This is a genomic window from Marinobacter sp. HL-58, assembly GCF_001314605.1.
Classification (GTDB): domain Bacteria; phylum Pseudomonadota; class Gammaproteobacteria; order Pseudomonadales; family Oleiphilaceae; genus Marinobacter.
On record NZ_LIHP01000001.1, the window covers coordinates 89,668 to 113,573 of the forward strand.

24 protein-coding genes are annotated in these 23,906 nt (G+C 59.6%); 11 read left to right on the forward strand and 13 right to left on the reverse strand.

The genetic code is table 11. The features are described from left to right. Nucleotides 1–107: 107 nt before the first annotated feature. From trpD to rpe, 5 genes are all read right to left on the reverse strand, one after another. Nucleotides 108–1,136 carry an anthranilate phosphoribosyltransferase gene (gene trpD / locus HLUCCO03_RS00410; RefSeq protein ID WP_027829887.1) on the reverse strand — a complete coding sequence of 343 codons (1,029 nt, stop codon included), beginning with the start codon at nucleotides 1,134–1,136 and terminating at the stop codon, nucleotides 108–110. A gap of 464 nt (nucleotides 1,137–1,600) precedes the next feature. Next, a complete protein-coding gene (locus HLUCCO03_RS00415) occupies nucleotides 1,601–2,179 on the reverse strand; it encodes an aminodeoxychorismate/anthranilate synthase component II (RefSeq protein WP_027829886.1) in 579 nt (192 codons plus the stop codon). A gap of 16 nt (nucleotides 2,180–2,195) precedes the next feature. Then, complete coding sequence (gene trpE, locus HLUCCO03_RS00420) at nucleotides 2,196–3,683, reverse strand: anthranilate synthase component I (protein ID WP_027829885.1); 1,488 nt, start codon at nucleotides 3,681–3,683, stop codon at nucleotides 2,196–2,198. 178 nt (nucleotides 3,684–3,861) lie between these two features. Then, a complete protein-coding gene (locus HLUCCO03_RS00425) occupies nucleotides 3,862–4,551 on the reverse strand; it encodes a phosphoglycolate phosphatase (RefSeq protein ID WP_027829884.1) in 690 nt (229 codons plus the stop codon). Then, nucleotides 4,548–5,234 carry a ribulose-phosphate 3-epimerase gene (gene rpe, locus HLUCCO03_RS00430; protein WP_027829883.1) on the reverse strand — a complete coding sequence of 229 codons (687 nt, stop codon included), beginning with the start codon at nucleotides 5,232–5,234 and terminating at the stop codon, nucleotides 4,548–4,550. Before rpe ends, HLUCCO03_RS00425 begins: the two co-directional genes overlap by 4 nt. 129 nt (nucleotides 5,235–5,363) lie before the next feature. Here rpe and HLUCCO03_RS00435 point away from each other — a divergent pair, with 129 nt between their 5' ends. Further along, nucleotides 5,364–6,353, forward strand: coding sequence for a DUF3530 family protein (locus HLUCCO03_RS00435; RefSeq protein WP_027829882.1), 990 nt, complete (start codon nucleotides 5,364–5,366; stop codon nucleotides 6,351–6,353). 5 nt (nucleotides 6,354–6,358) lie between these two features. Here HLUCCO03_RS00435 and HLUCCO03_RS00440 read toward each other — a convergent pair whose 3' ends face one another. The 4 genes from HLUCCO03_RS00440 to HLUCCO03_RS00455 all read right to left on the reverse strand — a co-directional run bounded on the left by HLUCCO03_RS00440 (nucleotide 6,359) and on the right by HLUCCO03_RS00455 (nucleotide 9,227). Beyond that, nucleotides 6,359–6,646: a type VI secretion system PAAR protein gene (locus tag HLUCCO03_RS00440; protein ID WP_027829881.1), complete on the reverse strand. Its 288-nt coding sequence runs from the start codon at nucleotides 6,644–6,646 to the stop codon at nucleotides 6,359–6,361. 107 nt (nucleotides 6,647–6,753) lie between these two features. Continuing rightward, on the reverse strand, nucleotides 6,754–7,509 hold the full coding sequence (locus tag HLUCCO03_RS00445; protein WP_036197037.1) for a DnaJ domain-containing protein: 756 nt from the start codon (nucleotides 7,507–7,509) through the stop codon (nucleotides 6,754–6,756). A gap of 3 nt (nucleotides 7,510–7,512) precedes the next feature. Then, nucleotides 7,513–8,193, reverse strand: a complete 681-nt coding sequence (gene murU / locus HLUCCO03_RS00450; RefSeq protein WP_027829879.1) for an N-acetylmuramate alpha-1-phosphate uridylyltransferase MurU — start codon at nucleotides 8,191–8,193, stop codon at nucleotides 7,513–7,515. Next, a complete protein-coding gene (locus tag HLUCCO03_RS00455; protein ID WP_027829878.1) occupies nucleotides 8,190–9,227 on the reverse strand; it encodes a phosphotransferase in 1,038 nt (345 codons plus the stop codon). The genes murU and HLUCCO03_RS00455 overlap by 4 nt, the downstream gene beginning before the upstream one ends. A 311-nt stretch (nucleotides 9,228–9,538) precedes the next feature. On the opposite strand from HLUCCO03_RS00455, the gene HLUCCO03_RS00460 reads away from it, so the two are divergent. From HLUCCO03_RS00460 to slmA, 9 genes are all read left to right on the forward strand, one after another. Further along, on the forward strand, nucleotides 9,539–11,827 hold the full coding sequence (locus HLUCCO03_RS00460; RefSeq protein WP_027829877.1) for an LPS assembly protein LptD: 2,289 nt from the start codon (nucleotides 9,539–9,541) through the stop codon (nucleotides 11,825–11,827). A 56-nt stretch (nucleotides 11,828–11,883) separates the two neighbouring features. Then, nucleotides 11,884–13,209, forward strand: a complete 1,326-nt coding sequence (locus HLUCCO03_RS00465; RefSeq protein WP_027829876.1) for a peptidylprolyl isomerase — start codon at nucleotides 11,884–11,886, stop codon at nucleotides 13,207–13,209. Beyond that, a complete protein-coding gene (pdxA, locus tag HLUCCO03_RS00470) occupies nucleotides 13,206–14,207 on the forward strand; it encodes a 4-hydroxythreonine-4-phosphate dehydrogenase PdxA (protein WP_027829875.1) in 1,002 nt (333 codons plus the stop codon). Before HLUCCO03_RS00465 ends, pdxA begins: the two co-directional genes overlap by 4 nt. Further along, nucleotides 14,204–15,034: a 16S rRNA (adenine(1518)-N(6)/adenine(1519)-N(6))-dimethyltransferase RsmA gene (gene rsmA, locus HLUCCO03_RS00475; RefSeq protein WP_027829874.1), complete on the forward strand. Its 831-nt coding sequence runs from the start codon at nucleotides 14,204–14,206 to the stop codon at nucleotides 15,032–15,034. Before pdxA ends, rsmA begins: the two co-directional genes overlap by 4 nt. Then, nucleotides 15,027–15,830, forward strand: coding sequence for a symmetrical bis(5'-nucleosyl)-tetraphosphatase (locus tag HLUCCO03_RS00480; protein ID WP_027829873.1), 804 nt, complete (start codon nucleotides 15,027–15,029; stop codon nucleotides 15,828–15,830). Before rsmA ends, HLUCCO03_RS00480 begins: the two co-directional genes overlap by 8 nt. Before the next feature lie 58 nt (nucleotides 15,831–15,888). Further along, the gene (locus HLUCCO03_RS00485) at nucleotides 15,889–16,209 is read left to right on the forward strand and encodes a DUF423 domain-containing protein (RefSeq protein WP_197025697.1); all 321 of its coding nucleotides are present in this window, start codon (nucleotides 15,889–15,891) and stop codon (nucleotides 16,207–16,209) included. Between the two features lie 24 nt (nucleotides 16,210–16,233). After that, a complete protein-coding gene (gene thiS, locus HLUCCO03_RS00490) occupies nucleotides 16,234–16,434 on the forward strand; it encodes a sulfur carrier protein ThiS (protein ID WP_027829871.1) in 201 nt (66 codons plus the stop codon). 63 nt (nucleotides 16,435–16,497) lie between these two features. Beyond that, nucleotides 16,498–17,307, forward strand: a complete 810-nt coding sequence (locus HLUCCO03_RS00495; protein WP_027829870.1) for a thiazole synthase — start codon at nucleotides 16,498–16,500, stop codon at nucleotides 17,305–17,307. 174 nt (nucleotides 17,308–17,481) lie between these two features. Next, nucleotides 17,482–18,078 (forward strand): nucleoid occlusion factor SlmA, encoded by a 597-nt coding sequence (gene slmA / locus HLUCCO03_RS00500; RefSeq protein WP_027829869.1) that lies wholly within the window; start codon nucleotides 17,482–17,484, stop codon nucleotides 18,076–18,078. A 116-nt stretch (nucleotides 18,079–18,194) separates the two neighbouring features. Here slmA and HLUCCO03_RS00505 read toward each other — a convergent pair whose 3' ends face one another. From HLUCCO03_RS00505 to HLUCCO03_RS00515, 3 genes are all read right to left on the reverse strand, one after another. Further along, nucleotides 18,195–19,019, reverse strand: a complete 825-nt coding sequence (locus tag HLUCCO03_RS00505; RefSeq protein WP_027829868.1) for an inositol monophosphatase family protein — start codon at nucleotides 19,017–19,019, stop codon at nucleotides 18,195–18,197. Nucleotides 19,020–19,069: 50 nt separating this feature from the next. Beyond that, nucleotides 19,070–20,365, reverse strand: coding sequence for an aminotransferase class I/II-fold pyridoxal phosphate-dependent enzyme (locus HLUCCO03_RS00510; RefSeq protein WP_027829867.1), 1,296 nt, complete (start codon nucleotides 20,363–20,365; stop codon nucleotides 19,070–19,072). Between the two features lie 97 nt (nucleotides 20,366–20,462). Beyond that, nucleotides 20,463–21,203 carry an ABC transporter substrate-binding protein gene (locus HLUCCO03_RS00515; RefSeq protein ID WP_027829866.1) on the reverse strand — a complete coding sequence of 247 codons (741 nt, stop codon included), beginning with the start codon at nucleotides 21,201–21,203 and terminating at the stop codon, nucleotides 20,463–20,465. Nucleotides 21,204–21,413: 210 nt separating this feature from the next. Here HLUCCO03_RS00515 and HLUCCO03_RS00520 point away from each other — a divergent pair, with 210 nt between their 5' ends. Then, nucleotides 21,414–22,076, forward strand: a complete 663-nt coding sequence (locus tag HLUCCO03_RS00520; protein ID WP_051603942.1) for a response regulator transcription factor — start codon at nucleotides 21,414–21,416, stop codon at nucleotides 22,074–22,076. A 14-nt stretch (nucleotides 22,077–22,090) separates the two neighbouring features. Here the strand turns inward: HLUCCO03_RS00520 and HLUCCO03_RS00525 are convergent, their stop codons facing one another. Next, complete coding sequence (locus HLUCCO03_RS00525; protein ID WP_051603723.1) at nucleotides 22,091–23,833, reverse strand: hybrid sensor histidine kinase/response regulator; 1,743 nt, start codon at nucleotides 23,831–23,833, stop codon at nucleotides 22,091–22,093. Between the last annotated feature and the right edge of the window lie 73 nt (nucleotides 23,834–23,906).

Sequence of the window (23,906 nt, forward strand, 5' to 3'; positions counted from 1 at the left end):
ACGTCCCTGTAGGGCTCGGTCGCGCCATCCCTGGCGCTCCACGGTTTTGTCAGGTGATACCCCGACCACTCACCAAATTATAGAGTTGCCTTCCGGGATATCGGCGGTTAAAAACACTGTGAAAAATCGGCCAGCTCGGACATTTTGCCCGCTGCGAGACCGGAGCCCATGGCATCGAGTGCCATCTCGACGCCTTCGGTTGGAGTCCTGGCGAGCCCGGCCACATAGATTGCCGCACCGGCATTCAGTGCGATCAGATCACGGGCTTTCTCGGCCATCTCGTCGTGACCCCGGCCGAAGGCGGCACGGATCAGCTTGAGGGAATCTTCAGCAGTGTCCACGGTCAGTCCCGTGAGAGCCTGGCTCTTGATGCCCAGATCTTCCGGGGTAATGTCGTATTCGGTAACTTTTCCGTCTTTAAGCTCCGCCACGTGGGTGGGGCTGGCAAGGCTGATTTCGTCCAGGCCGTCCTTCGAGTGCACAACCATGATGTGTTCGGCGCCCAGGCGGTGAAGAACCTCTGCCATGGGGCGGCAAAGTTCCTTGGTAAATACGCCCACCAACTGCCGCTTGACGCCGGCGGGGTTGGTCATGGGGCCGAGGATATTGAAAATGGTGCGGCAACCCAGTTCCTTGCGCGGGCCGATGGCGTGTTTCATGGCGCCATGGTGGGCCGGGGCAAACATGAAGCCGACGCCAATCTGCTCCACGCAACGGGCCACTTCTTCCGGGGTCATCTGCAGGTTGATGCCGAGGTTCTCCAGCAGGTCAGCGCTGCCGCTTTTGGACGACACGGCACGGTTGCCATGCTTGGCCACGAAGCCGCCGGCTGCGGCCACTACAAACGAGGCGGCGGTGGACACGTTGAACAGGTTGGCGCCATCACCCCCGGTACCGACGATGTCCACCAGCGGGTCGGCGTTGACGGTTACCCGGGTCGCCAGCTCCCGCATGACTTCGGTAGCACCGGTAATTTCGTCGATGGTCTCACTCTTCAGCCGCAGGCCCATCAGAAAAGCCCCGATCTGCGCATCGGTGGCTTCGCCTTTCATGACGATGCGCATGACGTCCTTCATTTCCTCGGTGGACAGGTCCAGGTTGGAGGCAATGCGGTTCAGTGCTTCTTTCATGTCCATTGTCGGGCCTCTTCGGTCGATCTGTTTTTTTGCTAGCTTAGCAAGTTTCTGTCTGGTGTAGGGCCTGTTGTTGGGCTGGCCCTCTGGCTGGGAGTTTGGTCGATGGCTGGGGTGCCCCCTTCCAAAACACGCTGTGAATACGTCCCTGTACGCTCGGCTCCGCCATCCATGGCTCCGCACGGTTTTGGAAGGGGGCACCCCAGCCATCTCCCTTTGAGCCTTGGTGAGGGCTTATTCAATAATCAGTTCCCCTCAATTTTTCTTTGCCGTTCAATACTTGAGCGGAGAAGACGTTGGAACAACCTGCTCAGAGGTCAGCGAGGGGGAGGGCTTTCCCCAAACCGTGCGGAGCCATGGATGGCGGAGCCCGAGCCGCACAGGGACGTCTCGAGGCGTGTTTGGGGAAAGCTCTCCCCCTCGCTGACCGGGCTCAGAACCAAACTCCAGAGGCCACCAAAACAAAACTAGCTTCTAAGGAAGTTCCGCAAAAGCTCATGCCCCTGCTCAGTCATAATAGACTCAGGGTGAAACTGAACCCCCTCGATGGGCAAGGTCTTGTGACGAACGCCCATGATTTCCTCGACAGAGCCATCCTCATTGCGGGTCCACGCAGTCACCTCCAGGCAATCCGGCAGAGTGTCCTTGTCGATCACCAGGCTGTGGTAGCGGGTCGCCTGCAAAGGGTTGTTCAGGCCACGGAACACACCAATGTCCTTGTGGTACACCGGTGACACCTTGCCATGCATCACCCGCCCGGCGCGGATCACATCGCCGCCGTAGACCTGCCCGATGGCCTGATGGCCCAGGCACACGCCCAGGATCGGCAGCTTGCCCGCAAAGTGGCGGATGGCGGCCATGGAAATGCCGGCTTCGTTGGGTGTACACGGGCCCGGGGAGATCACCAGGCGTTCCGGCTTCAGGGCCTCGATTTCCTCCACCGTAATCTCGTCATTGCGGTAGACATGAACATCCGCACCCAGCTCCGCCAGGTATTGCACCACGTTGTAGGTGAAGGAATCGTAGTTATCGATCATCAGCAACATAATCTGTTCCTCCGCCTCAGTGGTCGAAATCGTTGTAGGTTGTGGCGACCGCGCGGAAGATGGCGCGGCCCTTGTTCATGGTTTCCTTCCACTCGAGGCGGGGCACGGAATCGGCCACCACACCGGCGCCGGCCTGGATGTGCAGGACCTTGTCCTTGATCACCGCCGTGCGGATGGCAATGGCGGTGTCCATGTTGCCGTTGAATGACAGGTAGCCCACGGCACCGCCATAGACGCCGCGTTTGACCGGCTCCAGTTCGTCGATGATTTCCATGGCGCGGATTTTTGGGGCGCCGCTGAGTGTGCCGGCGGGCAGGGTGGCGCGCAGGACGTCCAGGCAGCTGGTGTTTTCTTTCAGGCGGCCGGTGACGTTGGAGACGATGTGCATGACGTGGGAGTAGCGCTCCACGATCATTTTGTCGGTTAACCGCACAGTGCCGGTTTCCGATACCCGGCCGGCGTCATTGCGGCCCAGGTCGATCAGCATCAGGTGCTCGGCGATCTCTTTCGGGTCCGCCAGCAGTTCCGCTTCCAGGGCCTTGTCCTCTGCATCAGTGGCACCGCGCTTGCGGGTGCCGGCGATGGGCCGGACCGTCACTTCCTCATCCTCCACCCGGGCCAGGATTTCCGGTGAGGAGCCCACGATGTGGAAGTCCTCCAGGTCCAGGAAGTACATATAGGGGGAGGGATTGAGCACCCGCAGGGAGCGGTACAGGTTCAGCGGCGGGGCCTCGAACGGGATCGACATGCGCTGGGAGATCACCGTCTGCATCACGTCGCCGTCCAGCACGTATTCCTTGATCTTGCCCACGGCCGCTTCGAATTTTTCCTGGTTGAAGCCGGAAATAAAATCGCTTTCGTCCACCGTCTTGCCGCGAAGGTGTTCCGGGGTGCGGGGTGCGTCGGCGGTCTGCCGGTGCAGCCGCGATTCCAGCTCATCGATACGCTGCATGGCCTCCTCGTAGGCGCCGTCCTGGCTCGGGTCGGCATGGACGATCAGGTGCAGTTTGCCCCGCAGATTGTCGAACACCACCACTTCGTCGGATACCATCAGCAGGATGTCGGGGGTGCCGATTTTGTCAGGGGGGCAGGTGTTCCGCAGGCGTTTTTCGATGTAGCGCACGGTGTCGTAACCGAAATAGCCCACCAGGCCGCCGTTGAAGCGGGGCAGTTCGTCCAGGTCCGGCGCGTTGAAGCGGGCCTGGTAGTCTTCCACGAAGGTCAGCGGGTCGTCCGCGGTGGTTTCCTCGACGACCTTGCCGTCACGGGTAATGGTAATGCGGTGGTCATAAACCTTGAGGATTTCCCGGCTGGGCAGGCCGATGATGGAGTAGCGGCCCCATTTCTCACCACCCTGCACGGATTCAAACAGGTAGGAGTAGGGGCCACTGGCCAGCTTGAGATAGGTGCTCAGGGGCGTGTCCAGGTCGGCCAGGACTTCGCGGTAAACAGGGATACGGTTAAAGCCGGCCTCGGCGAGCTCGGCGAATTGCTCGGGTGTCATGTCAACAGTTCCTGAAATCTGATCGGTATGGTGGTTTTTCGGGCGGCCTTCAGCCGGTGCGCCATCGCCACCATCGTGTTGCGCGGGTTGTCAGTATGCCTCGCGCTGTGATCAGACTCAGTCCCTGCACGGCAGGATTCTCCCGAATAGAAGGTTTCAAATTCAATGTCCTGTGAGATTACAAAAGCTGCGCCAGGGAATCAACAACGGCGTCGGCTCCCAGTGAATCCACCGGTGCACCGTAGTTGTAGCCATAACGTACTGCGACCGAGGGTATGCCCGCCGCCAGGGCCGCGCTGATGTCGGTGACCGAGTCCCCCACCATCACCGTGGTGCCGCGGGTGCCGCCCAGTTCTGTCATGGCATGAATCAGCGGCTGCGGGTCGGGTTTGCGTACCGGCAGGGTGTCGCCACCGACACTGAGCTCGAACCAGTGCTCGATGCCCATCTGTTCCAGCAATGGTGCCACGAACTGTTCCGGCTTGTTCGTGACGATGCCCATGCGGCAGCCATAATCCGCCAGTCTGGCCAGGCATTCCTCAACACCGTCGTAAAGCACCGAATGCTGGCCGTTGAGGTTCTCGTAGGCGTGGTAGAACATGGCCAGGGCATCGTTGAACAGCGCGTCGTCCTTTTCGCTGGCTGGTTCCCAGTCGGCCTTTCCGGCCAGAGAGCGGCGAACCAGCACGCCGGCGCCATTGCCCACCCACTGGCGCACGTTGTCGAGTCCGGCTTTTCTGCGCCCCAGCTGTTCGAGCATGGCGTCGATGGCGGCTGCCAGGTCGGGGGCGCTGTCCACCAGGGTGCCGTCCAGGTCGAACAGGGCTACCCCGGGCCAGCGCTGGCTGAACAGTCCCGCCAGGCTCATTGCTCCAGGCCCTTTCTGGCCAGCTCCAGTTCGGCCCGCATCCTGTCGATGGTGGCCTTGTAGTCATCCGTGTTGAAGATCGCAGAGCCGGCCACGAAGGTGTCGGCGCCGGCCTCGGCGATTTCACGGATGTTGTCGGTTTTTACGCCACCGTCGATTTCCAGGCGGATGTTGCGGCCGCTGGCATCAATGCGCTTGCGGGCTTCCCGCAGCTTGTCGAGGGTGCCGGGGATGAACTTCTGGCCACCGAAACCGGGGTTGACCGACATCAGCAGGATCATGTCCAGCTTGTCCATCACGTGGTCGATGTAGTGCAGGGGCGTGGCCGGGTTGAACACCAGGCCGGCCTTGCAGCCACCTTCGCGGATCAGTTGCAGGGAACGGTCAATGTGGTTCGACGCTTCCGGATGGAAAGTGATGTAACTGGCACCGGCATCGATGAACATGCGGATCAGGTCGTCCACCGGTGACACCATCAGGTGGACATCGATAGGTGCGGTGACACCGTGTTTGCGCAGGGCTTCGCAGACCATGGGGCCGATGGTCAGATTGGGGACGTAGTGGTTGTCCATGACATCGAAGTGGACAATATCGGCACCGGCGGCCAGTACGTTATCGACTTCCTCGCCCAGTCGGGCAAAATCGGCAGACAGGATGGACGGGGCAATCTGGTAAGGGTTCATGACGGCTCTCTTGAACGGATTGATAATGGTATCGGTGATGGCGTGTGTACGCCTTCAGCGGTCCCTGCCGGAAAAGCTGCTAGTCTACCAGTTTGATGGTGATTTTTCGCACGGAATGAGTGACAGCCTGTGAGCAATTGGTTTGGAAGAACGGGTATCCGGTTATTGTTGATTCTCGTCGGCGGGTTTGGGGTTGGTATACCGGCTGCACTGGCTCAGGGCAACGGGGAGGCCCCGGCGGAAGAGTCGGGGGAACCCGCTGAAGATCGCAAGCGGGCCATGATTTCATCGGCACTGGATTCAGAATTGATTGCCGCCAGATGGCCGGATGCCACCGTGTGGCTGGAGCCGCCGGAAGAGGACCGGGTGCTGGCACTGTTCGAGCCGGAAGCAGGCGCCTCGGCCAAGGGTGCCCTGGTTATTCTTGCCGACGAGGGCCAGTCGGCGGCCTCAGGGCTGGCTGGTGCGTTGCGCCGGCCCATGGCGAGAGCCGGCTGGGCTGTCATGACACTGGGGCTTGAACCGCCTCCTTATGCCGTTCAGCAGTATTACAGGCAGCAGGCGGCGGCCTCGCCAGAGATGCCGGAACGGAGCGGGGGCAATACCAGTAATGAAGACACCGATGCTGGTGATTCCGTGATGATCGATGTGATGGACAGCGTCGACGTGGAGGAGCTGGAAGACCAGTACCGAAACCGCATACAGAAAACCCTGGCGGTGGCCGTGGGCAATCTATCTGACCGGGGTTACGACCGGGTTGCCGTCGCCGGTGTCGGAACGGGGGCCGGCCATGTGGCACGCATGGCCACTGGCGGCGGTGATGATGTGTCTGCGTTGATCTGGATTGCGCCGGTTTTTGCCCGTGTCGATGAGGAAAATCTGCCGGAGTGGCTTTCTGAGGCCGGACAGCTCAGGGTGCTGGAGCTTCACAGTACCCGGGTGCCGGAAACGACGGAGGGTGCCGGGCCCGGTTCACCGAAGGAGCGTGAATCTGCCCTCCGGCGAGCCGACATTACTTCCTATTCCCGGCAACCGGTGGCCATGCCAGAGCGCCCCGAGCCCCGGGACGCGCCGGCACTGGCCAGCCGGCTATCCGCCTGGCTGACATCGGACCGATAACCTGATCAGCCGCCCACGGCGCTGGCGGACCCGATCACCACACCACCGCAACTGATGGCATCGCCGGTTAGCGCTGCCGGTTTGCCTTCAATCATGACTGTTGGGCTGCCAGCTGCAATGGTGCGGGGATGCGGTGGGTGCTTGGGTTTCGAGTGCATGGCCAGCTGGTCGCCGAGGCGTGCAACGGGTTTACCGTCAATGAGTACGGTGGCACTTCCGGTAATGACCGGTGTCGGGGGGAAACCGTTGTGGTCGGTCCCTGTGTCGCCGAGGAGGACGAGATTCTTACCCATGGAATACTCCTTTTCTGCGGGTTATTCAGGCCGCCGATCCGTGGGCCTGTCTGGGGTACCTGTATTGGCGCGGGAAAGTCTAGCAAGCTTTAGTCGGGATTCAAACTTCAGACCGAAAGGCGCTTGCTGATCAGCTCCCAGGCCTGCTGGTATCTGAGCAGGCGATCCTTGGCCCTGGCTATTTCCGCGGCGCTGAGATCCTGTTGCGCGAGTTTGTCGGGATGGCACTCCGATACTTTCTTGCGATAGGCCCGTTTGATGATTTCGCGGGAATCCCGGCGGGTCACTCCCAGAAGCTGGCATGCCTGCTCAAAGGTGGAAGGGCGTGGCTGGGCTTCCGGTTCCGTGATCCACACCTTGCAGGCGTAACTTTCGAGAATGTCATCACTGACCCGGATGGGCAGCCCGATCTGGTCGATGGCATCCTCGCAGCGATAGCGCCTGGGTTTGGCCGGGCGGCCCTGCAACTGCGCTGCGTGGCACAAACAGATGGCGACGCGAAGAGCGGGAGAAGGCCAGAGGCGATGGGTCAGCCTGAGCCCCAGAGCCTTCATCGCCGGAATGTGATCGGCCGCCTTGCCCTTGCGAAAATGGCCAATGGCCTTGCGACGCTGGCGCGGGGACAGTTTCAGGGCCTTGATCAGGGATTCGGCAAAGACAACGTCTTTCTCGGTTACCCGCCCTTCCGATTTGGCGATGTAGCCCAGGAAAAAGAACAGGCTGCGTCGACACCAGTGCGGCAGCCGGGTCCTGACCAGCAATTCGTTGGCCTGGTGGCCGCAGGCTGACAGTTCCCCGAGCAGCTCACTGAATTCGGCCTCAATGCGCGCCGGCAGGTTCTTGTCCCTGGAGTCAGAGGTCATGGTTCAGCCCTCGCCTCCCTTGAGTTTGCGATCCAGTTCCCGAAGCCGGTCCGGAGTGCCAATGTCCATCCACTGCCCGGTATGATGCAGACCCATGACGCGCCCCCGGTTCATGGCTTCCCGCAGAATCGGGGCAAGCTTCACGGGCCCCGGTAACTGTCCGTCAAAAAGGCGGCGATGGAGCAGGCTGATACCCGAGAATGTAAGCATTTCCGGTCCTTCAACCGAAACAGTGCCATCCGGATTCAGGCAGAAGTCCCCGGCCGGGTTGTGGTCGGGGTTGCTGGTCATGACCAGCAGGGCATCGGCGTTGTCCGGCGGGATCAGTTGCGCCGGGTCGAAATCGCACCAGATGTCGCCGTTAATCACCACGAACCACTCATCCCCATCACTGGTAAGCAGCGGCAGGGCATGTATGATGCCTCCGGCGGTTTCCAGCGGTTCGCTTTCACGGGAGTATTCGATGGACACACCGTAAGCGGCGCCGTTTCCCAGCTCCTCTTCGATCTGGTTGCCCAGCCAGGCGTGGTTGATGACCAGTTGCCGAAAACCGGCGGCCCGCAATCGTTCCAGGTGATGTACGATCAGCGGTTTATCGCCGGCGATGAGGAGCGGCTTGGGTGTTGTCAGGGTCAGCGGCCGCATGCGCTCGCCTTTGCCGGCCGCCAGAATCATGGCTTTCACTGGCCGGAGATCTCCACTGGGCCTATCTGGTCTTCCAGGGCAGGTACAACGGTGTCGGTCAGCCATTCATGAAAGTGACGAAGGGCGGCCTGCCTGCTGCTGGCTTCAACCAGATAGCCCACGGTGCGGGGAATATCTTTCAGAAATCCGGTCTTGCCGTCACGGATCGCCAGCCTCGCAAAGATGCCCGCCGCTTTCAGGTGGCGTTGCATACCCATGAGCTCCAGCCATTGGCGGAAAGTTTCCCGGTCTGCGTTGTGCAGGCCGGCGTCCCTGCTGAGCACGCGGAACTGTTCAATCCACTGGCTGACCCGGCTCTCGGGCCAGCGGATGTAGCAATCCTTTACCAGCGATACCAGGTCGTAGGTGACCGGACCACGCACGGCATCCTGGAAGTCGATGACACCGGGGCGATTGGTATCAGGGCGTACCAGCAGGTTGCGGGAATGATAGTCGCGGTGCACCGTAACCTCTGGCTGGGCAAGGGCGCTTTCCCGCAGGAAAGCAAAAGTGGTATCCAGCAGCGCACATTCGCCGTTGCCAAGTGTCAGCCCCAGTTTTCTGGTCAGCAGCCAATCCGGGAACAATGCCATTTCACGGTCCAGCAAGGCGGTGTCGTAGGCTGGCAACGGATAATCCGGCGTGTCACCGGCGTTCTGGATGCGGACCAGTTCCTCCATGGCAGCTCCGTAGAGCCGGTCGGCATTGTCCGCGTTGAGCGCACTGAGCATCAGTTCGTCGCCGAAATCCTCCAGCAGCAGGAATCCGCGGCTCAGGTCCTCGTGAATAACGTCCGGCACGGCAATGTCCAGGCTGCGCCAGTGATGGGCAATGGCGACAAAGGGCCTGCAGTCTTCATGCTCCGGAGGCGCGTCCATGACAATGTAAGGCCCGGCGCCGGTGCCGTGGGGGTCACCGCTGACCCGGAAGTAGCGTCGGAAGCTCGCGTCTCCGGATACCGGCCGGGGCGTTGCCTGGTCAAAACCGGGGATGTCTCTGACCCACTGGGTGAGCATTGTCAGGCGGGTATCCATGGATTGGCTGGTTTCCTGGCTCAGAAGTGACGGATGTTTGAACCTTCCGGCTCATGGCCGAAAGTTAGCAGATCAGTATAGAGACGGTAAATCGGTTTTGCAGCAATGGGCGGTTTCCGTTAACAAGGCAGAGAGCGGCGTGTAAACTAGGCCGCTGTTGAAAAGTCTCCGATATCGGCAAATCCATTCAGCACAGGAACCTTCTCATCGTGCCAGCCCCACCAAGGAAGCTGCAACGAACACCGACGCACCGGTTGCGGCACTGCACGGGGTATTCGGGTGCTCTTGTGGCGGGCCTTATTGCGGTGATGATGGCGCCGGCCGTGCTGGCGCAGGCATCGCCAAGCGCAGCGGAAATCGACTGGCGGCCCAGGTCGGAATTGCCCGATGAGGTACGCAGATCGCTGCCGGATTTTTGCGAGGGAGGTTATCAGCCCTCTGTTGTTCCCGTTGGTGAAGATGCAGAACCGGTAGACGGTGAGCAGGCACCCCTGCAGGCCAGCGGTCTTGATGCCAGGTACGAGATTGACAATGAACTCTATCTCCGTGGCGATGTTCGCCTGCAACAGGCGGGTTTCCGGGTGACAGGGTCCGAAGCGCGTTATAACCAGGCAGAAGGGACTGTGGCCATCGAAGGGCCGCTGACCAGTCGTGGCGAAGGGTTCCTGCTGACTGGTGAGCGGGCAGACTACGACGTGAATAGCGGCCTGGTGAACATCAATACCGCAACGTTTCTCCTCCATGGCCCGGAAATGCGGGGCTCCGCCGGGCAGCTGTCCCGTAGTGCGCAGAATCAGGTGGATATCCGGCAGGGGTCGTTGACCACCTGCGCTCCCGACAGTAACGACTGGTCCATTGTGGCCGCTGATATCCACCTGGATCAGGGGGAAGGCGTAGGCACGGCCAAACACGTGCGTCTCGAGATCAGCGATGTTCCCGTTTTTTACTGGCCCTATGCCAGTTTCCCCATTGATGACCGCCGGAAAACCGGCTTCCTTTATCCTTCGTTCGGTACGTCCAATACCGGCAGTGGTGCCTTTCTATCCGTACCCTATTACCTGAATCTGGCGCCCCATTACGACGCCACCCTGACGCCCCAGTATATCCATGGGCGAGGCCTGTTCACCGAGGCCGAAGGCCGGTACCTGAGCAGCCTGGGGGAGTCGGTGTTGCAGTTGGGCTATGCCGGCAATGACACCGAATTTGAACAGGAATTTCCCGGTGAGGACGGCGAACGCTGGGGCGTGGATTTCAGCACCCGGGCAGCCTTCGGGGGCGGCTGGAGCGGCTATGGTGATTATCCCGCAGTCAGCGATGACGACTATCTGAGTGATCTGAACCGCAATCTTGAGATCAACCAGGCAACCCATCTTCGACGCCGGGGTGGCGTACGTTACCGGGATTCGTCCCAGTATTTCGAGACCTACCTCAGCGGTTACCAGACCATCAGCGATTTCATTGCCGACGAGAACATTCCCTATTCGCAGCTGCCGGAAGTGATATACGGCGCCACTGCAGAGGCGGGCCCGGCGGAGATGTCCCTGGAAAGCCAGTATACCAACTTCTATCGTGACAATACTGACCTGAGCGGCCTTGACCGTGCCAACGGCCAGCGTATGCGTGCCGTACCCGAGGTGGCACTTCCGATGCGGGCTCTCTGGGGTTATGCGCGGCCATCGGTGAGTGTGGATTATACCCGCTATGAACTGGAAGATTACAACCTTCGGGATCCCGGGTTCGATCGTACCGTACCGGTGGCGGAATGGGACTCCGGGCTGTATTTCGACCGCCAGTCCAGCGTGTTCGACATTCCCTACAACCAGACTCTCGAGCCCCGTCTGTATTACGCCTGGGCCGATGCCGATGCAGACCAGGAGTTTATTCCCGACTTTGACACAACCATCCGCTCGTTCAGTTTTGACCGGCTGTTCCAACGTAACCGCTTCAGTGGTGGTGACCGGGTTGGCGATACCAACCAGCTCACGGTTGCCCTGACCAGCCGGTTCAACGACCTGCTGACAGGCGCCGAGCGGGCCCGTTTGAGTTTCGGACAGGTGCATTACTATGATGACCGGGAAGTGACTCTGGCCGGCACGGGCGGAGCGGATACCAGCGATTCCCCGTTGGCCGGTGAGATGATCCTGCGGCCGGTCCAGGGCCTGGAAATCCGTACCTCGGGGCTGTGGGAGCCGGACACCCATAAAACAGAGGAGGGCCGCAGTCAGTTGGTGTTTCACTCCAGTGACTATCGCTATCTGGCCAGTGTGGGCCATAGCTATCGTCGCAACGAATTCGAACAGTCGGATATCGGGGGCGTTTTTCCTGTCACAGACCGTGTTAGTCTGATCGGTCGCTGGGTCTATGATTCGCAGCTTGATCGCACGGTCGGCTCGCTGGCGGGGCTGGAATACAACAATTGCTGCTGGAGTGTCCAGCTGGTTCACCAGAACTACCTGACGGATGACCAGGAGCTTGAGAGCCGCATGCTGTTCCAGATTCAGTTCAAGGGGCTGGGCGGCAGTGGCGGCTCGTCCGATGAAATATCCGAAGCCATATACGGCTTCGATGAAAGGGAACGTCGCCGGTTTGGCGGTCGCTGAATACCGGGTAACCTGCGTCCGGCGACGGGCATTATTTTTTCTACATAGAGGTGACTATGAAGGCGAACCTTCGCCATTGCGCACGATTACTGATGGTAGTGATGGTTGTGGCCCTGTCTGCAACGGTCCAGGCCGAACGCAAACTGCTCGATGAGGTCGTGGCGGTTGTTAACGAGGACGTTATTCTCCAGTCGGAGCTGGAAGCACGGATCAGTACCATTATTGGCCGTCTGCAGGCTCAGGGAACCAACCTGCCACCCCGTAACGTTCTGGAAGATCGGGTGCTGGAACAGTTGATTACCGAATCCATCCAGTTGCAGATGGCAGACAGGGCTGGCATGCGTATCAGCGATAACGAACTCAATGAAACCATGGCCAATATTGCCCAGCGCAATAACATGACCCCGCAGCAGTTTGAGCAGCAGCTGGGGCAGGAAGGGGTTACCTACCAGGAGGCCAGGGAGCAGATCCGTAACGAAATGATTACCAGCCGGGTTCAGCAGCGCCAGGTTGGTAACCGGGTTCGGGTTACGGATCGTGAAGTGGAGAATTACCTCGAGGCCACAGCCGGCGATGACACCAGCAATGCGGAGTACGAGCTTGCCCACATCCTCATCGAGGTGGAAGACTTCAATGATGAAGAAGAAGTCAGTGCGGCCCGCGATAAAATAGAAAGTTTGCGTAATGAAATCGCCGATGGCCGTGATTTCCGTGAGGTTGCCGTGGCCGAATCCGATGCCAGCAATGCCCTGGATGGTGGCGATATGGGCTGGCGTGCGGAGAATCAGCTGCCGTCACTGGTTGCCGACGTGGTTCCGGATCTGGAAACCGGGACCGTATCACCGGTTCTGGAAAACAGCAGCGGTTTTCACATTGTGATGGTCATGGACCGCCGTGGTGGTGAAAAGGCCCAGGTAATCGAGCAGTCAATGGTCCGGCATATCCTGGTCCGCACCTCCGAAACGGTATCCGAGAACCAGGCGGAAGAATCCATCCGGGACATCTACCAGCAACTGCAAGATGGTGGTGACTTCGCAGCACTGGCCCGGGAGTATTCCGACGACCCGGTGTCCGGTTCTGACGGCGGCAATCTTGGCTGGGTGAGCCCGGGGCAGATGGTGCCGGAATTCGAACAGGCGATGATGGCCGCCGATGTCGGGGAACTCACCGGGCCGTTCCGGTCGCAGTTTGGCTGGCATATCCTGGAAGTACAGGATCGGCGACAGCAGGATATCAGTGCTGACGTCCGGGAATCCGAGGCCCGTCAGGCTATCTACCGGCGCAAGTTTGATGGCGAGCTGCAGAACTGGCTGCGGGAGATCCGTGATGAAGCCTTTATAGAGTTCAAGGGCGACGATTCCGGAGACTCCAGCGAATCATGAAGCAACCGGTCACTCTCGCACTGACAGCGGGCGAGCCGGCTGGCATTGGCCCGGAGCTCTGCCTGCAACTGGCCCTTGAGCAACGCCAGCCGGGGATTGTGGTGGTGGCCTGCAAATACCTGCTGCAGGCCCGGGCAAAGCTGCTCGGGCTGACGGTAGAGCTGGAAGACTGGTCGCCCGGCAAGCAGGCGGCCAGAGAACCGGGCCGGCTTTCCGTCCTGCATGTTGCTGGCCTGGCCAGCACCGATGCCGGACGACTTGATCCCGCCAACAGTGCTTACGTTCTGGAAACCCTGCGCATCGCGGCACAGGGCTGCCTGGACGGTACATTTGATGGCATGGTAACGGCGCCGGTTCACAAGGGTGTTATCAACAATGCCGGTATTGCCTTCAGCGGCCACACTGAATTCTTGCAGGAACTCTGTGGTGTCGAGCGCGTTGTCATGATGCTGGCCACGGAGGAGCTTCGGGTGGCGCTGGTCACCACTCATTTGCCCCTCAAAGACGTTTCCGCAGCTATCACCGCCGAGCGCCTGATCCAGGTGACCCGTATACTCGACGCGGACTTGCGCCGGTTTTTCGCCATCAAACACCCCAGAATCCTGGTTGCCGGCCTCAATCCCCATGCCGGTGAAGGTGGCCACCTGGGTCGGGAGGAGATCGAGGTTATCGAACCCACGCTGGACAAGTTGCGCCAGGAAGGGCTCACCCTGACCGGCCCTTTGCCGGCCGATACCCTGTTTACCCCGCACTGGCTGGAAAACGCCGATGCGGTGCTTGCCATGTACCATGATCAGGGCCTGCCAGTCCTCAAATACCAGGGCTTCGGCCGGGCCGTCAACATTACCCTCGGCCTGCCCATTGTCCGCACCTCCGTGGACCACGGTACAGCCCTTGATCTGGCCGGTACCGGAAAAGCGGATGCGGGCAGCCTCCATGCAGCAATCAGGGTAGGTGAACGGATGGCACAATCAGCAAAAAGAGAACACAACGAGTGAGTAACAGGCACGGCCATCAGGCCAGGAAACGCTTTGGCCAGAACTTCCTCCACGACCCGGGTGTCATCGAGCGCATCATCCGCGCCATAAACCCCGGGCCGGACGATGCCCTCGTGGAAATAGGCCCGGGCCTGGGAGCTCTTACCGAGGAAATGCTTGCGGTCAATCCCCGGCTTCAGGTGGTGGAGCTGGACCGGGACCTGATACCGGTACTCAGAACCAAGTTCTTCAATTACCCGGACTTCCGGATCCATGAAGCGGACGCCCTGACATTCGATTTTGGCAAGCTGGTGGACGACAGACCCCTGAGAATCATCGGTAATCTGCCGTACAATATCTCCACTCCACTGATATTCCACCTGCTGGCCCATTCCGGCGTGGTGCAGGACATGCACTTCATGTTGCAGAAAGAAGTTGTGCAGCGGATGGCAGCGGTACCTGGTGATAATAACTATGGCCGGCTGGGTATCATGACCCAGTATTTCTGCCGGGTGCAGCCGCTGTTTGAAGTGGGCCCGGGGGCCTTCCGCCCGGCGCCGAAGGTAGAGTCTGCCATTGTTCGCCTGGTGCCCCACAAGACGTTGCCGTACCCGGCAAAGGACTACAAACTGTTGCAGGCCGTTGTACGCACGGCTTTCAGCGCCCGCCGCAAGACCTTGCGCAAGGCGCTGGCCGGTATGGTGTCGGTGGAACAGCTTAACAGCCTTGGCATCAATGATGGCCTGCGCCCGGAAAACCTGGGCCTGGCAGAGTACGTGGCCATTGCCGACCTGTTGGCGGACAGCAAGCCCGAAAGCCACAGTGTTGACGAGGTTAGCCATGACTGATTACGCCATTGGCGATATCCAGGGCTGCTACGAACGCCTCCTGGATGTGCTTGCCAGGGTGGATTTCTCGCCATCGCGGGACCGGCTCTGGGTTGCCGGTGACCTGATCAACCGGGGGCCGTCCTCACTGGAAACCCTGCGCTACATTGAAAGCCTGGGCGATTCCGCCGTGGTGGTGCTCGGCAATCACGATCTGCATCTGCTGGCGGTGGCTCTGGGTGGTCATGCCCTCAGGAACAAGGATACCCTCTCGGATATTCTCGAGGCACCGGATCATGCGCACCTGTTTGACTGGTTAAGGCAGCAGCACCTGTGTGTTCACGATCCGGAAAGAAACCTGGTGATGGTTCATGCCGGGTTACCGCACATCTGGACGGTCGATGAGGCGGTCCGTTACGGCCAGGAAGTTGAGCAGGTCATTCGCGGGCCCGAAGCAGAAACCTATTTTGCCGGCATGTATGGCAACCGGCCTGAACGCTGGGATCCGAACCTGACCGGAATGGATCGCTGGCGAATGATTACCAATTATTTCACCCGCATGCGATTTATTGCCGAAGACGGCACCCTGGAGCTGGCGGCCAAGGAGTCTGCTGACTCGGCACCCGCGGGCTTCGCGCCGTGGTTTCGCTTTCCACGCCAGGACGATGTGCGCGTGGTTTTTGGGCACTGGGCGGCGCTGGAAGGCCAGACTGAAAGCAACCGGTATATCGGACTGGATACCGGTTGTGTGTGGGGAGGAGCTCTCACCTTGATGAACCTGGATACCGGGGAAAAGATCCACTGTGATTGCCAGTAACGTAAAGCCCCTGAGATCCGCCCTGATCTGCGGCGCCCTGTTTGCGCTGTTGGCGGTTATGGCGGGTGCCTTTGGCGCCCACGGGTTGCGGGGTGTTCTTGGTGAGCGTGGCCTTGAAGTTTTCCAGACTGCCGTCACATACCAGATGTATCACTCACTGGCACTGATTCTCGTCGCGCTGCTTCCGGTTGCAGGGCTGTCGCGGCACCTGCTCGGTATCGCCTCCGGTTTTTTTGTTGGTGGCATTGTGCTGTTCAGTGGCAGCCTGTATCTGCTCGTGCTCACGGACATTCGCTGGGTCGGGCCGGTGACACCGGTTGGCGGTATCGCTTTCATGGTGGGCTGGATACTGGTGGCCATCTCGGGATTCAGGCGTTAAAAACAGATGTAGGCAGGTAAGGTTATGCAGGTTCAGGTAAACGGTGCCCCCATGGAGCTTCCGGATGAAGCTACGGTGGCGGTTTTGATTGATCAGCTGGCACTGGCTGGCAAGCGGCTGGCTGTGGAAGTGAACGAAGATATTGTTCCGCGCAGCCAGCACACCGAGTTCAATCTCAGCGAAGGCGACAGGGTAGAGGTGGTTCACGCCATTGGCGGTGGTTGAGGCCCGTTTTGTCAGCGCTCTTTTTTATATAACCGATTCCAAAGACAGATTCAGGTGTCAAACATGAGTGATAGTTCCGAAAGACCACTTCCCGAAGACAAGCCACTGGAAATCGCCGGCCGTGTGTACCAGTCCCGTCTGCTGGTGGGTACCGGCAAGTACCATGACATGATGGAAACGGGCCATGCCATTGAGGCAAGCGGTGCCGAGATCGTAACCTTTGCGGTACGACGCACTAACCTCGGTCAGAACCCGGATGAGCCTAACCTGCTGGATGTGGTCTCTCCGGACCGGTATACCATGCTGCCCAATACGGCCGGCTGTTATACCGCGAAAGATGCGGTAAGAACCTGCAAACTGGCCCGGGAACTTCTGGATGGCCATGACCTGGTCAAGCTGGAAGTACTGGGCGAGGAAAAGACGCTCTACCCCAACATGACCGAAACCCTGGTGGCGGCGGAAGAGCTGATCCGGGACGGTTTCAAGGTCATGGTGTATTGCTCTGATGACCCCTTGCTGGCCAAACGCCTGGAAGAGATGGGCTGCATTGCCATCATGCCCCTGGGCGCGCCCATTGGCTCCGGCCTGGGCATCCAGAACCGTTACAATATCCGCCTGATTGCCGAGAATGCCAATGTGCCGGTGCTGGTTGATGCCGGTGTGGGCACCGCCTCAGATGCAACCCTGGCCATGGAGCTGGGCTGTGACGGTGTGCTGATGAATACCGCTATTGCGCTTGCCCAAGACCCGATCCGAATGGCCAGGGCCATGCGCCTGGCCATCGAATCCGGTCGCGATGCCTACCTGGCGGGGCGCATGCCGAAGAAGCTGTATGCCAGTGCGTCTTCTCCGATTGATGGTACTTTCTTCTGATCTGGTCCAGAATTTCAGCTAATGGTGCCAGTACAGGCGGGCGCGTCCATTCGGGACACGCCGTGAATACGTCCCTGTAGGCTCGTAAAAAACATCCCTGTTTTTTACGGTCCCGAATGGACGCGCCCGCCTGTACCCAAATTCCGCAGATAAACAGAGCGCTGCAGTCCTGTTATGACAGAACAAAAAACAAGTCGTCGCGAAGCGATTCTTCATGCCCTTGTGGAGCTTCTGGAGAAAGATCCGGGAGCCCGGATAACTACCGCTGGCCTGGCGAAATCTGTTGGAGTTACCGAGGCGGCTCTATACCGCCACTTTCCCAGTAAGCGGAAAATGTTCGAGGCACTGATCGAGTTCGCCGAAGAGGCCGTCTTTTCCCGTTGCCAGGTGATCCTGCAGGAACAGGAAGACGTGCGGGTCCGCCTGCAGCAACTGGTTCACCTGGTACTGGTGTTTGCCGAACGTAATCCGGGGTTGTGCACGGTTTTGACTGGCGATGCACTGATGGGCGAGAACGACGCCCTGCGCAAGCGTGCCTCGCAGTTCTTCGAGCGACTGGAAACCCAGGTGCGGCAGGCACTGAAGGAAGGTGAAATTCGCCAGGGCCTGCGGCCAAGGACCAGCTCGGCCCGGGGTGCGGATTTTGTGTTGGTGTTTGTTGAGGGCAGGGTGCAGCGATTTATCCGGTCTTCGTTTTCGCGTTTGCCTTCCAGTGACTTTGAGGAGGCGTGGGGACTGGTGTCAGAAGCGGTCTGGGGTGCTGAAGCCTGACCCGTAGGTCGGATTAGCGAAGCGTAATCCGACAATTTTGTGCCGTCGTACAGATTGGTTTGTCGGATTACGGCTTCGCCTAATCCGACCTACGGTGCTACGGTGCCGCTGTTCAATTACTCGTAACCGGACGCCTTGCGCAGAATCTCTCGCACCGACTCCCACACCGCCGGTGCCGATATCAGAATATCCCGCCCCCACAGGTCAGCCGGGTAACCATCCGGAACTTCACCGAAATGCCCTGCCGTCGCACCTGCTTCCAGGGCAATCAGGCGCGCAGCGGCGAAATCCCATGGGCTGACATTCTCGTAGTAGATGTCCAGCCGGCCACAGGCTACCCAGCAGATATCCAGCGCGGCTGATCCGATGCGGCGCAGGTCGCGGCATTGGTGAATCATGGCGTCCAGTCGACTCAGCAGTGGTTCCAGGCTGTCCTTGGTGTAGGGGAAGCCGGTGGCAAACAGCGAATCCCTCGGCACAGTGGCCCCGCTGTGCTGTATATTGTTGCCGTTCAGCGTGGCGCCAGTGCCACGAACGGCGCGGAACGTCTCACCGGCAAACGGAGCATGGACCACCCCCGCCTGAACCCGTCCCTGATCGGCGTAGGCAATGGAAACCGCCACCTGAGGGTGCCCGTAGGCGTAGTTCACAGTGCCGTCGATGGGGTCGACGATCCACAGAGGGGTGTCCAGCTTTTCGGCCTGACTCAGGTCCGGCATGGTTTCTTCGGAAAGGATGCGGTGGTCAGGAAAACGCTCGCGGATGGCTGCGGTGATCAGTTCGTCGGCCATTACATCGGCGTGAGTGACCAGTTCTGTCTGGTGTTTGTAGTCCGTGCGCAGGGTGTTGTCGTCACGTTCCCGTTTCACCAGTCTGCCAGCCTCAAGGGCCAGCTTCTCGGCAAAATCTGCAATGGTGGCAATGGATTGGGGGTGAGACAAGGTGGCGCCCTCCGATCATCAAGTGAGGGCGCCAGTCTACCATGATCCGGTTACAGGCCGGACAGCCACTTCTCCATCTTGTCCATGGCGCTCACCAGCCGCGGGCATGCCTGGTTGACGAAAGTGTCGTCCAGGTCCTGACTGGCATAGTCTTCGCCGGCCAGTTTGAGGGCTTCGGCGCCGTCAAAATCCACGAACGCAAGGCGCGCTGCCAGATGATCCGGAACGAAGCCGAAATCACTGGCTGGCAGAATAGCCACCCCGGTATCTTCCAGCAGCGACTGGCACAGTGCCTGACTGGTCTTGATATCCCGGCGCGCCAGGGCATCGCGGAAACCGGAGAAATCCGGGAACAGGTAGAAGGCCCCTTCGGGCTTCTGTACCACGGCCCCCATCGCGGTCAGGCGGCGGTGCAGGTATTCACCCACCACTTTCAATACCCGCCGTGACTGCTTCAGGTACTCGTCAAGGTCTTCGCCGCCGCTGAACGCGGCAATCGCCGCATGCTGGATGGGTGCACTGGTGGCTGTGTAGGTTTCGCTGGCGATGATCGCCATGGCGTCCTGGAGTGGTCGCAGTTCCGGCGGAAAGATGAAGGTGCCCAGGCGCCAGCCACCGGCACCCGCCCATTTGCTCAGGCCGGTACTGATGATGGTGCCCTCCGGGTAATATCGGGCAATCGATTTGTGCCTGCCCTCAAAGTGCACTTCCCCATAGATTTCGTCCGACAACAGGATCAGCTTGTACTTGCGGGCCACATTGGCGATGGCCAGCAGCTGATCATCGGTATAGGTGCAGCCGGTGGGGTTGGACGGGTAGTTCAGGATAAGTATACGCGGCCGGGACGGGTCATCGCGGCAGATGATGTCCAGTTCTTCCGCGGTCAGCTGCCAGTTGTTTTCAGCATGAGTGGGCAGCCAGTGCACCGAACGGCCGATGATGCGGGCCTGGGGCGCATACGACACCCAGCTTGGTCTTGGAATCAGCAGGTCGCCGTAGTAGGCCAGCTGCAACATGAACAGCAGTTCCTTGGAACCGGGGCCTATCAGCACATCTTCCCAGCTGCATCTCATACGCTCGCTGCGATTGATGTATCCGGCTATCGCTTCACGCAGGGCCTTCAGGCCCTTTACGGGCAGGTAGTCTTTCTCATGAGCATGTTCCCGCAGGGCCGCCACGACCCGCTCCGGCACCGGGAACGGCGACTGGCCCAGGCCCAGCTTGACGATATCCCGGCCCTCGGAACGGAGCTGGTTGCTGAGTTCGTTGATACGCAGGGTTGCTGAGGGCTGTATGCCCCGCACATTGAGATTGATGGCGTAGCGATGGTCTGTCTGAATGTCCATGATTCCGGTCTGTTGGTTGGGTGTGATAACCCGCAGTATAGAAAACCTTTTGGAATCTGTGCGCTTTGTCTGATAGGTGATTGCCGCAGACGGGATACTAGTCCGGGTTTGTGGGCCGGAGGTCTTCCAGCACCCGGTTGAACTCGTCCCGTAACGCTTCACCCTGGGGATGCTGGCGGGAGAATGCGGCGCGGAATCCCCGTACCGTCCCTACCGTCCGCGGTATGGCAGTAACGTTGGCCAGTTCAGGGTACTCGGGAATGTTTTTTTCGATATGGTGCCTGCAAACCGATTCCTCGCAGATAAAAAGATCGATGCGCCCCCGGGCAACCATTCTGAGCCCGGTCAATTCAGGAGATTCCTGGCTGATCTGCGTGACCCTCGCGTTGCCCTGCGCCAGCCATTCCATGAACTCGGGGGCATAACTGTAGGCGGCCGACAGTCCTATCCGCAGTCCGGCCAGGTCATCAAGCTCCTGCCAATGCAGGTCGCGCCCCTTGAGTTTGAAAAACACGTCGCGGGCCTGACCGATGGGGGCTGTAAAGTAGTAGTGGCGGCCCCGGTCCGCAGAGTGGGTCAGTGAGTAGATCATATCGGATGTACCTGCCCGGGTGGTTGCCTCGGCCCGGGCCCACGGCAGTACCCGGATATCCGCCGGGTAGCCCATGTCAGAGAGCACCTGACGCACGATCTCCGTATGAGAACCAACGACCTGCCCTTCTTCCAGGTACTCATAGGGCGGGTAGTCGGAGGTCACCACTCTCAGTCTTTGCGGGTCTGCAATGGTTAATGCCGGCAGGCTCAGTGATAACAGAAAGACAGATAAACGAAATAACATCAGCGTTGTAATCCGCAATGGTGCAAGGGGGCAGGCCACCAAGTATAGCTGCCAGTGTCCTGGCCTGCACGGGCGGAAAACCCGATCCGGTGCCCGGAAATCTTCGTAAGAGTGTCGGAAACTGTTAAGCAGCAAACGGTCAGCTGTCAGTTTTCTTCGTATAGTGCTTTCAGCCGCAGTAACAAAAACAGCAATGATGCGGAGAACTCAATGGATACCCGAATGGCTGAAAAGGCCACTTGCATAGCATCTTCCTCCGGGAGTGGTCCGCTGCTTTCCCGGGTTCTGATTGTCGACGATCACCCGTTCTTCCTGTTCGGGCTTACCGCCATTCTGGAGCAGGAAAAACTGGTTGATGAGGTTGCCAGTGTGGCCTCGGTGAGCGATGCGGTCGAGGATCTGCGCCGGCACCCGGAAACGTCGCTTGTGCTCCTGGATCTGACCCTGCAGGGCGAAGCCGGGCTGTCACTGTTTGCCGGGTTGGAAAGCATGGGTGTTCCGGTGCCGGTGGTGGTGATTTCCAGCCGTGAAGACGAAACGTCGGTACGTGCTGCAAAGTCGGCGGGTGCAATCGGATTCCTTCCCAAGTCCGCTGACCGCCAGTCGTTGCTGCGAATGCTGCGCCAGGTCAGTAGTGGCCAGCTTTTCTATCCGTCGTTGCAGATGCCTGCGCATACGCCGGAGGGCCTGACGCCGAGGCAGTTGGAGGTGCTGGTGTTGCTGGCCGAAGGTCTGCCCAACAAACGAATCTGTCAGGTGCTGAACCTGACAGAACACACGGTAAAAACTCATCTCAAAGCGATCTTTGCTCATCTTGACGCCCATAACCGAACAGAATGTGTCGCCCAGGCCAGAGCCCTTGGGCTGATCTGATGGCCGTATATTGATCAGCCCCCACCCCCGGGGTGGGTCAGGTGCATGATCGCCGCGCGCAGGCGCATCGGTATCAATGGTTTGTGCAGAACCCACAGCCGTAATTGCGGATCATACCCCTGTGGGTGGGCGGTATTGGCAGTCATCAGTATGCCTCCGGTGATGGAATGCCTTTGTTGCAAACGCTCGAAAAGGCCATGTCCGGACAGGCCGGGCAAATGCACGTCACTGAGAAGAAGTGTGTCTGGGTGGTCGGGCCACTGATCGACCGCCTGTTCGGCTGACGCGAAAGCCTTTACCCGATAGCCCCAGGCCGCCAGGGTCTGGCATACCCAGTACCGTGCCTCGTGGTGGTCTTCAACCACGACCAGGCAGTGTTGCCGGCTGCTGTGACCGGGATGGGCGGGCTGCGATATGGGCGGCGTCAAGGGAGCGGTGGCTGCGGGCAGGCTGACCCGGAAGCGGGCTCCGCATCCCGGCTGCGATACCACATCACATTCTCCGTCCATCAGGCCGGTCAGCTCGCGAACAATAGCCAGGCCGAGACCGAGCCCGGGGTCATCGTGTTCGCTGTCCCGGTAGAAGGGATCAAAGATCTGGCTTAGTTTGGCCTTGTCGATGCCTTTGCCGTTATCACTCACTTCAAAGACCATTTGTTCGCCAACCTGTGCCGAGCTCAGTGATATCTGCGAGGCATTGCTGTGATCCAGCGCATTGACGACCAGGTTCTGCAGGACCCGGTGCAGCAGTTGCGGGTCAGCTATTACAGCGGCAGGTTGTGTCGGCGTTGCTGTATTGAACTGGACGCCCTGGCGCCGGGCCTGTTCGGTGCATGTGTCTGCGATGTTCCGGATCACTTCCAGGGGTGAGAGCTCCCTGGGTTGGGGTGTAATCATGCCCTCCTGAAGACGTGAAATGTCGAGCACCGATGCCAGCAGGTTATTGAAGTGGGTGACCGAGTGCTTGAGACGCGACACCAGCCTGGACTGGGATTCCGGGAGGCCATCGGCTGTCAGGTTCTCCAGGATAAGACTGATGATATTGAGGGGCTGGCGAAGGTCGTGGCTGGCAATGGTGATCAACCTTGTTTTGCGTTTGCTCTCCTGTTCAGCCTGGTGCCGGGATGCCTCCAGCATCTGTCGGTCCAGGAAATGGGCGCGTTGCCGGTGTTCACTGAGCCAGGAACCTACCATGCCGATGATATTGGCAGTCACGATGAAAAAACCGTTGGTCACTAGCTGGCGGGTGTCCATGCCGGTAACCGATTCAACAGCCAGGTAGGCGGCAATCACCGCCGTTGAAAGGATGGAAACGGAGCCGAACGGCAGGCCCATCACGAAATAGCCGAACATCAGCATCAGCAGGATGCCTTCGTAAGGCAGCGGGTGGTCGGCGACCCGCGCAATACCAATAATGGCCACCACACTCAGGCCACCCGTCAGGTAGGCGAGGCAGTAAAGCCTGACAAAGGTATGGTGGCTTATATTTCGCCATGACAGCCACCAGACACCCGCAATCACCGGGCAGGTGATCAGCAATCTGACCGCAATGGTTTCCCGGGCGACAGAGGGAGGCAGCATTAACGCATCGAGAAACGCGTAAACCAGGAACAACAGCAGCGCGGCGGCAGAGACCGGGCGGGCCCGTTCGCGGATGCCCTGGTTGCGGATTTGCCGATAGCGCTGTTCCAGTTCGGGCTCGAACCGTAATGTCCGGAACCCGGATGATCCCTGGGCCCGCAACTGAGCAGATTTCATGGTTGACTGTCCGGCAGCGTTCTTTTGAATTTCCTCAGTTTAACGCTGCCGGGGACTGCTGAACGGCAATGGT